This is a genomic window from Pseudidiomarina aquimaris, assembly GCF_003987395.1.
In the GTDB taxonomy this organism is placed as follows: Bacteria; Pseudomonadota; Gammaproteobacteria; order Enterobacterales; family Alteromonadaceae; genus Pseudidiomarina; species Pseudidiomarina aquimaris.
Genome location: NZ_PIPT01000002.1, coordinates 303,551 through 311,378 on the forward strand (window position 1 = coordinate 303,551; position 7,828 = coordinate 311,378).

Annotated in this window: 12 protein-coding genes; 3 read left to right on the forward strand and 9 right to left on the reverse strand. The window is 50.9% G+C overall.

Annotation, left to right across the window (positions count from 1 at the left end):
* Positions 1-8 precede the first annotated feature (8 nt).
* Both CWE21_RS04430 and CWE21_RS04435 read right to left on the reverse strand, forming a co-directional pair.
* A complete protein-coding gene (locus CWE21_RS04430) occupies positions 9-329 on the reverse strand; it encodes a type II toxin-antitoxin system RelE/ParE family toxin (RefSeq protein ID WP_126833248.1) in 321 nt (106 codons plus the stop codon).
* Positions 319-576, reverse strand: coding sequence for a type II toxin-antitoxin system ParD family antitoxin (locus CWE21_RS04435; protein WP_126833249.1), 258 nt, complete (start codon positions 574-576; stop codon positions 319-321). The genes CWE21_RS04430 and CWE21_RS04435 overlap by 11 nt, the downstream gene beginning before the upstream one ends.
* Before the next feature lie 138 nt (positions 577-714).
* Between CWE21_RS04435 and CWE21_RS04440 the strand changes: the two genes are divergently transcribed.
* Positions 715-1,632, forward strand: a complete 918-nt coding sequence (locus tag CWE21_RS04440; protein ID WP_126833250.1) for a threonine/serine dehydratase family protein — start codon at positions 715-717, stop codon at positions 1,630-1,632.
* 72 nt (positions 1,633-1,704) lie between these two features.
* On the opposite strand, the gene CWE21_RS04445 is transcribed toward CWE21_RS04440, so the two are convergent.
* From CWE21_RS04445 to CWE21_RS04460, 4 genes are all read right to left on the reverse strand, one after another.
* Positions 1,705-2,139, reverse strand: a complete 435-nt coding sequence (locus CWE21_RS04445) for a VOC family protein (protein WP_126833251.1) — start codon at positions 2,137-2,139, stop codon at positions 1,705-1,707.
* Positions 2,140-2,161: 22 nt separating this feature from the next.
* A complete protein-coding gene (locus tag CWE21_RS04450; RefSeq protein ID WP_126833252.1) occupies positions 2,162-2,371 on the reverse strand; it encodes a hypothetical protein in 210 nt (69 codons plus the stop codon).
* A 93-nt stretch (positions 2,372-2,464) separates the two neighbouring features.
* The gene (locus CWE21_RS04455; RefSeq protein ID WP_126833253.1) at positions 2,465-3,628 is read right to left on the reverse strand and encodes a cystathionine gamma-synthase; all 1,164 of its coding nucleotides are present in this window, start codon (positions 3,626-3,628) and stop codon (positions 2,465-2,467) included.
* Between the two features lie 3 nt (positions 3,629-3,631).
* Positions 3,632-4,603: a PLP-dependent cysteine synthase family protein gene (locus tag CWE21_RS04460; protein ID WP_126833254.1), complete on the reverse strand. Its 972-nt coding sequence runs from the start codon at positions 4,601-4,603 to the stop codon at positions 3,632-3,634.
* A gap of 153 nt (positions 4,604-4,756) precedes the next feature.
* Between CWE21_RS04460 and CWE21_RS04465 the strand changes: the two genes are divergently transcribed.
* Positions 4,757-5,350, forward strand: coding sequence for a hypothetical protein (locus CWE21_RS04465; protein WP_126833255.1), 594 nt, complete (start codon positions 4,757-4,759; stop codon positions 5,348-5,350).
* A gap of 23 nt (positions 5,351-5,373) precedes the next feature.
* Positions 5,374-6,381: a low-specificity L-threonine aldolase gene (gene ltaE, locus CWE21_RS04470; RefSeq protein ID WP_126833271.1), complete on the forward strand. Its 1,008-nt coding sequence runs from the start codon at positions 5,374-5,376 to the stop codon at positions 6,379-6,381.
* On the opposite strand, the gene CWE21_RS13410 is transcribed toward ltaE, so the two are convergent.
* The 3 genes from CWE21_RS13410 to CWE21_RS04480 all read right to left on the reverse strand — a co-directional run.
* Positions 6,378-6,707, reverse strand: a complete 330-nt coding sequence (locus CWE21_RS13410; protein WP_198675055.1) for a type II toxin-antitoxin system PemK/MazF family toxin — start codon at positions 6,705-6,707, stop codon at positions 6,378-6,380. The two genes, ltaE and CWE21_RS13410, sit on opposite strands and share 4 nt — an antisense overlap.
* Positions 6,708-6,965 carry an AbrB/MazE/SpoVT family DNA-binding domain-containing protein gene (locus CWE21_RS13415; protein ID WP_198675056.1) on the reverse strand — a complete coding sequence of 86 codons (258 nt, stop codon included), beginning with the start codon at positions 6,963-6,965 and terminating at the stop codon, positions 6,708-6,710.
* A 62-nt stretch (positions 6,966-7,027) separates the two neighbouring features.
* On the reverse strand, positions 7,028-7,828 hold an 801-nt coding region (locus CWE21_RS04480), incomplete at its 5' end, for an ATP-binding protein (RefSeq protein ID WP_133307017.1).

A 7,828-nucleotide genomic window follows, 5' to 3' on the forward strand; every position in this document is an offset into this window, starting at 1 on the left:
TGTTGTCCTTAATCTGTATCTGATGTTCTAGCTAAGTAATTCGATGCATTCATTTGCTGATGTAAAATTCGCACAACAAAAATGTCGTCCGTGTCGCATCGATAATAAATCGTATGATGATGATGCTCGTGCCGACGTAGGTCACCTAATGAATCCGTAAATAATTCCTCACAACTACGTCCCAATTGCGGGTGAGCAACAAGGATTTCAAGCTTTTGCTTAAGTTCATGAAGGTATTTATCTGCTTGTTTTTCGCCAAACTGAACTAAGGTGTAGCCGTAAATATTGGCAAAATCTGTCGCCGCTAGACGCGATAACTTATAGCCCATGGGTACGTTTCACTTGCTGCGCAATCGCATCAAGCGATAATTCGCTTTCGCCGCTTGCGGCGCCAGCTTCTAATGCATATCTCAAGGCATTGACTTGCGCTTCTTGCTGCTCCAACAAACGCAACGCCGAACGCACTACTTCGCTGGTTGAGCCATAGCGTCCCGAATTCACAAGCTCTTCGACAAACTCATCAAGATGAGTACCTATCGTGATGCTTGTTGTCCGCGATCTAGATGAATTCGCCATGACAATCTCCTGTGTGAATAGTTAACACAGTATAGCAAAGATAAAGGATTGTACCCTGCGATTTTCGTCAGTACACTCAAGTCATGCGAGTAGTTTCAGATTTTCCCCGCAGTAGAACTGCGGGCTACAGGGTGCGTCATGGTTGATTTTAAGCAAGTGAGTGCGGCGGCGGATCGGATTGCTGCGCGGGCGTTGCGAACGCCGGTGAAACAAAGCCAAGCATTGAATTCTGCGTTGGGCTGCCAAGTTTATCTGAAGTGCGAAAATGAACAGAAAAGTGGTGCTTTTAAGTTTCGCGGTGCCTGCAATGCCCTACTGCAACTCTCGCCAGAACAACGGGCAAAAGGCGTCGTCACGGTCTCTTCCGGTAATCATGGCGCGGCGCTCGCAGCTGCCTGCCAAATGCTGGGTGTGCCTGTCACGGTTGGCGTTGCACACAATGCTTCGCCAGTGAAACGGAGCAACATGTTGCGTTATGGCGCCAACATTATTGCAATCGAGCCGGGGATGGAGGCGAGAGAAGCCTTTATTGCGGAACAGCTTGCACAAAACGCCATTGTCATTCCACCCTACGACCATCCCGATATCATCGCTGGGCAAGGCTCAGCGGCGTTAGAACTGTTTGAAGAATATCCGCACCTGTGGGGTGTCGTAACGCCACTCGGCGGCGGTGGATTGCTAAGCGGGAGTTGCTTGGTCGCGGAGCATTATGATGCGTTTTGTTGTGGTGTCGAACCTGAGCTTGCCGCCGATGGTAAACAGTCATTGGAAAAGGGTGAAATACAGCCTGCCATGCCACCGCAAAGCATCTGCGACGGCCTTTTGACCAGCTTAGGCAAACATACCTTTGCCATTATCAAAGAAAAAGTCACGGATATCTTACTGGTCAACGACGCTGAAGCAAAAGCCGCGCAAGAGTTAGTGGAGGAAACCACAGGCATGTGGATAGAGCCCAGCAGCGCCACCGTCATCGCGGCCCTGAAACGCTACCCCGACATCTTCAAGGAAAAACACGTCGGCGTCATCCTCTCCGGCGGCAACTGCGTTAAATCTTGAGGATTAGGGTTTTCGCTCTAGTGTTTCGCTTTAAACAAACAACAAACAGCGAATAGCAAACAACGCTCTTCGCTATTTAGCGAAGAGCCCCGACAAATCGGCAAACGCCTTAAACTCCAACGCATTACCACTGAAATCATAAAAGAACATCGTTGCCTGTTCGCCCGGCTGACCTTCAAAACGAATATGCGGCTCGATAACGAACTTGATACCAGCAGCAGCCACACGATCCGCAAGTTCACGCCAATCCTCCATCGTCAGCACCACACCAAAATGCGGAACTGGCACGGCATGACCGTCGACAGGGTTGTGATGAGCTACACCAGTACGTTCGGGTGCGAGGTGGGTCACCAGTTGGTGGCCGTAGAAATTCCAGTCAACCCATTCTGTAGCTGAGCGACCTTCGCTGCAGCCAAGAATAGCGCCATAAAACTCGCGGGCGCGAGCAATGTCGTCGACGGGGATAGCTAAATGGAAAGGTCGTAAGGCAGAATCGACAGGACGCATTTAGGGCTCTCGTTGTATACGTTTAGTGTTTGAGTGTCATCACTGCGGCAGGTTTGCGCCACATACGCACACCCACAGCAGTGAGTAATAACATCCAATTCAGCGGTGGAACCATTCCACACAATAGTACGGCAAGCATACTCCACAATGGCTGGCGATAATGACGACCGACCAGCACATAAAACAACAATGCCGCCACTAAACCTTGTAATAAAAGAAGGCTAAGAGGCATAGGATAACCCTTGTTTTTATGTCTGTTTTTAGTGTCGGATTAGCCTACCGTAACTTCATGCAATTGTAAAAGAATGTAAATGCTACTGTAATATCAAGCGTTTAGAGCTTGATCTAAGTCTGCAATCAAGTCTTCCACATCTTCAATACCCACTGAAATACGCACGAAATTGTCGAGAATACCGAGTTTTTCACGGTTCTCTTTTGGAATCGATGCGTGGGTCATAATCGCAGGATGCTCGATCAAGCTTTCAACGCCACCAAGGCTCTCAGCAAGGGCGAAGATTTCCACGTTCTCGAGGAAGCGACGCGCCTTCTCAATATCGCCTTTCAGTAAAATTGAAATCATACCGCCGAAGCCTGACATTTGGCGCTTCGCCAATTCATGCTGCGGATGACTTTCCAGTCCAGGGAAGATGACTTTTTCGACTTCTGGGTGTTGCTCCAACCATTTGGCGATGGTCATCGCAGCTTCGTTATGCGCTTTCATGCGCAACGCCAATGTTTTCAGACCACGCAAGGCTAAGTAGCTGTCGAATGGACCGGCAACAGCGCCTACTGAGTTTTGTAAGAACGCCATCTTTTCGGCTAGTTCTTCGTTGTCACCAACAACAGCAACGCCACCCACCATGTCCGAGTGGCCATTCAAGTATTTAGTTGCCGAGTGCATGACGATGTCAGCACCGAGCGCCAACGGCAGTTGGTTGTATGGCGTCGCAAAAGTGTTATCGACCACGACGATGATATTGCGGCCTTTAGCCACATTGACGATCGCTTCGATATCGACCAGCTTAAGCATTGGATTACTTGGCGTTTCAACCCAAATCATACGGGTCTTATCAGTAATCGCTGCTTCTACAGCGCTGATGTCACTCAAGTCGACATAAGAAAAGTCTAGCCCTGCTGAGCGGCCACGCACTTTGTCGAATAAACGGAAAGTACCGCCATAGAGATCGTCCATAGCAACGACATGGTCGCCGCTATCCAGCAATTCCATGATGGTTGAAGTTGCCGCCATGCCTGAACCAAAAGCAAAGCCACGGCTACCGCCTTCAAGACTGGCAACAGCCCGCTCCCACGCGAAGCGAGTCGGGTTGTGCGAACGCGAATATTCAAAACCTTTATGCACGCCAGGGCTCTCTTGAATGTACGTAGAGCTAGTAAAAATTGGCGGCATGACTGCGCCAGTCGCCGGCTCAGGAGCCTGACCACCATGAATGGTTTTGGTTGCAAATTTCATCTTCTTAGCGTCTGCCATTACTTACTCCTCCAGCAGATTCTGAGCGGCCATCCACTCATCGTTATACAGTTTCGATAGGTAACGGTTACCGGTATCACATGCTAGGGTAACCACACGCTTCGGTTCGGTTTGTTCACGGCAATAACGCAGTGCTGCGGTGATCAAAGTACCGCTTGATGAGCCCACCATAACGCCCTCTTTCACTAGTAATTCGCGCGCAGTGCTAAAGGCGTCTTTATCGCTCACGGCATAAGCTTTGTTCGCCAGCTTGATGTCGCAGATGTCAGGAATAAAATCTTCACCAATACCCTCTGCCAGCCAGCTTCCCGCTTCCACTGTTTCGCCACGATTTACCAGCGGTTCTAAAATTGAGCCCTCTGGGTCAGCCAAAACTAAGTCGATGTCAGCGTTTTGCTCGCGCAAATAGCGACCAATACCGGTAAGTGTACCGCCAGAACCCACACCACAAACAAACGCATCAAGGTCACCTTCCATTTGATTCCAAATCTCGGGACCTGTGGTTTCATAATGCGCTTTTACGTTGGCTTCATTGGCAAATTGATTGACATAAAAGTAGCCATTCTCTTCAGCCATGCGTGCGGCCATGTCTTGGTAATACTCTGGATGGCCTTTTTGCACGTCTGAACGAGTCCGAACCACATCAGCACCCATGGCTTTCAAATTATTCACTTTTTCTGCCGACATTTTATCTGGCATGACAATTTTCAATGGATAGCCTTTGCTGGCGGCAACCAATGCGAGTCCAAGGCCAGTATTACCAGCGGTCGCTTCGATGATGGTCATGCCTGGCTTGAGCTTGCCTTCTTTTTCAGCGGCTTCAATCATGCTGACCGCAATTCGATCTTTGATCGAGCCACCTGGGTTCATCAGCTCTAATTTCAGATACAGCTCACAAGGGCCGGTATCCATGTTGCTAACTTTCACCATTGGCGTGTTGCCAATCATTTCGAGTACGTTTTGATAAACTCGCATGTTATTTGGTCCATTCTCTTTGCAAAGTTGCCGCATTATCGCACGATGCCGCCCTAAGATGCCAATCACAGGTGCTCGTTGCATCATGCTTTTTGCTATAAGTTATGGCACATTAGTTTCATCATTGACGAATCAATTGCCCAAGGGGGCCTCATGACACTTTCATCTCTACTCTACAAAGCCGGTTTTGTTGCCTGTGCGACACTAACTGTCGCGGGTTGCCAACCGTCCTCACAATCACCTCACGATGCTTTTATGGCAAAGTTCCAACCCTACTGTGGTAAAGCTTACGCCGCCGAAGTTGTCGCTGATAACCAACCCAGTGATGCATGGCAGCAAGACCTAGTGGTACACATTCGCGACTGCGAAGCGAACGTCATACGTATGCCGCTCCACGTGGGTGAAGATCGCTCGCGTACCTGGGTTTTAACCCGTACCGAGCAAGGCATTGATTTCCAGCATATTCATCTGCATGAAGACGGTACGCCGGATGACGTATCGCCCTATGGCGGCCATACCGTAGCGAGCGGTGAAGCAAACATGCAAGCCTTCCCCGTTGATGAAGCAAGTAAGGCCCTATTTACGCTGAACGGCCTCGATGTCTCGACGGCCAACACGTGGATCATCTCGTTTGAAGGCGAGACCATGTATTATGAGCTCACCCGCCCAGGGCGCGAATTCAGAGTGGCTGTGGACCTGTCGCAACCGATCGCTGAGCCACCTGCGGCTTGGGGCTACAATCCTTAATTTGTGTGAAGGAGCAGTGTGTGATTCTTGATTTACGTAGCGATACCGTAACGCAACCCACGGCAGCCATGCGCGAAGCTATGGCGGCAGCGCCTGTCGGTGATGATGTCTTTGGCGACGACCCGACTATTAACGCCTTGCAGGAGCGTGTGGCGACCATGGCTGGTAAAGAGGCAGCGCTCATTGCCAGTAGCGGCACGCAAACCAACTTGTTGGCGTTGCTCAGCCATTGCCAACGTGGCGAGGAATATCTCGTCGGTCAGGAATACCACACCTATCGCTACGAAGCCGGCGGCGCAGCAGTGCTGGGTGGTATTGTGCCGCAGCCCTTTGAAATAGAGGCCGACGGCACTTTAGATTTAGCCGCTGTCGAAAAGCGGATTAAGCCTGATGACCCGCACTTTCCAGTCACACGGTTGTTAGCGCTTGAGAATACGCATACCGGCAAAGTGATTCCGCACACCTATATGCAGCAAGCGCGAGCATTGGTCGATAAACACGGCCTGAACTTACACTTGGACGGCGCACGCGTCTTTAACGCCGTAGTTGCCACGGGTAAGTCACTTGCTAACCTATGCGCGCCATTCGATAGCGTCTCGATTTGCTTCTCGAAAGGACTCGGTACACCGATTGGTTCGGTTTTAGTTGGTGATCGCGACTTCATTAAGCGCGCATACCGTTGGCGTAAGATGCTTGGCGGTGGTATGCGTCAAGCAGGTATTGTCGCGGCGGCGATGGACTACGCACTTGATCACCATGTGGAACGCTTAGCCGATGACCACGCCAATGCCTTAGCGCTAGCCGAGGGTCTGAGCCAACTAAAAGGCATTCGCGTTGAGCCCGCACAAACCAACATGGTCTATGTGAACTTCGAGTCTGCGGAGCGTGCCCTCAAAGTGAGTGACCACTTACGTAAACAAGACATTGTGGTCGGCGCGGCCCAGCGCATGCGCCTCGTCACTCACTTAGGTATTCCTGCAAACGCTATTGAGCAAATCGTTACGGCTTTTCGCGACGCTTTGTACGCCTAACTTAGAATAAGCTGTGCCAGTTCAGTTGCCCGTTGGGTGATGTGAATTGGCGCCTTCTCAACAAACTTCACAGCTCGTGCGTTGTAGTCGACCGACTTGAGTTGCGTTAATAAAATAGCGCCAGAAGTTTCATTGTCTTCAGACAATAGTACCTCAAGGGGATGGTTACGGATGGTCGAAGTGATGGGCGCAACTACAGCCAAGCCTGTTTTTGCATTGAAAACCTTCCGCGAAATAACAAACACAGGGCGATACTTCATAATTTCGCGTCCTGCACTGGGGTCAAACGAAAGCTGGATAATATCGCCCTTATCTGGAATATACATCTAGAGCAACTCCTTACCCACAGGCTGTGACGCCAGCCACTCCTCATCTTCTTCAGTACGAGCAAAAGCTTTCGCGTCGCAATCAGCAAGCAATTGTTCCAGCGTTTGCTTCTTCTTTACGGGGGTCAATACCAGTTGCCGATCATTGATGCTTAGCTCCAGCTCAGCTCCAACATCCAGATCAAGCGTCTCCAAAATAGCCTTGGGTAAGCTAACGATGGTCGCCCCGCCTGATTTGCGAAGTGTTACTTTTGACATAATGACCTCCCTAGCAATGTTATACCTAAGTATAACTTTGGATGTCAGATTTGCAAATAACATCAGAGCTCCTGTAACTGTTGCAGCAACCGGTCCAGCGCGCGGTAGCTGAGCGCTTCGGCCAGGTGGGTTTTGTTGATGTGTTCCACCTCGGCAGCATCAGCGATAGTGCGAGCTAAGCGCAAAACCCGATGATAGGCGCGATGCGAAAGCTTGAATCGCTCGATAGCTGCTACGAGAAAGCTATGATCGTCATCGCTCAAGCGACAAAATTCTGCCAATTGCGCCGTTTTGAGTTCCGAGTTGAGGCAGCCTTGGCGTCGCATTTGTAGCACCCGAGCTTTAACGACTTGCTTGCGCAGTTTTGGCGTCTGCGGCTCTTGCTGTTGATGCTGCTGTTTCAGAACATCGGGCTGTCGCGGCACCTCGACTTGCATGTCCAAGCGATCCAGCAGCGGCCCCGAAAGCCGGCCGAGGTAGCGGGTTATTTGATCAGGCGTGGCGCGGGCACTCGCTAAGGTGCCGTCAAAATGTCCACATGGAGAGGGGTTCAAAGCACAGACTAACTGAAATTGCGCGGGGAAAGTCGCTTGGTAACCGGCGCGGCTGATCGACACCTGCCCTGACTCCAACGGCTCACGCAGCGAATCGAGCACATGTCGCGAAAACTCAGGGAGCTCGTCGAGGAACAACAGCGACTTATGTGCTAAGGAAATCTCTCCTGGTTGCGGCGGCGAGCCGCCACCCACCAAAGCTGCCGCAGAGCATGAGTGATGCGGCGAGCGCAAATTGCGCTCGAGCCAAGCGCTGGGGTGCTCGGCATTGTAATTGTGCCCGGCGACACTGCGAATTGCGGCAACTTC